The sequence below is a fragment of the Deferrisoma palaeochoriense genome, assembly GCF_054656955.1.
This window is the reverse complement of the sequence record NZ_BAAHXI010000185.1, coordinates 1-445: the sequence shown is the minus strand read 5'-3', so window position 1 is coordinate 445 and position 445 is coordinate 1. Positions and strand designations below refer to the sequence as shown.

Genomic DNA, 445 nt, shown 5'->3' with positions numbered 1-445 from the left:
CCGCCAGGAACACGGCGATCACGCCTGAGAGGAACACCCCGTCGAAGGTGCCCGCCCCGCCGATGGACGCGATGGGCGCCCCGAGCCGGGCGATTTTCGGCAGATTGAGGAGGTCGGCCCCCAGCAGACAGCCCAGGGTGCCGGCCACGTAGGCGGCCGGGCCGGCCTCGGCCGGGCTGAACACCAGCGCCGCGATGGCCGCCGCGGCCGGCGGCACCAGAAGGGGCACGGCGATCCCGAACCCGGGCACGGGCCGGGCGAACCGGTGCACGACCCAGGTGACGGCCAGCGTGGCGGCCAGATACCCCAGGGGCGAGCCGGCCCGGCCCAGGAGGTAGAGGGACACCAGGGTCGGGATCACGGCCCCGCCCAGGTTCACGGCCAGGATCGTCTCGCGCCGGGGGGCAATGACCGGCATCCGGAACCGGAACCCCAGGGCCAGGAG

Annotated in this window: 1 protein-coding gene; it reads right to left on the bottom strand. The window is 74.8% G+C overall.

Translation table 11 applies throughout. The features are described from left to right. On the bottom strand, nucleotides 1–445 hold a 445-nt coding region (locus ACYQ8L_RS18640; RefSeq protein WP_459943319.1), incomplete at both ends, for a DUF1614 domain-containing protein.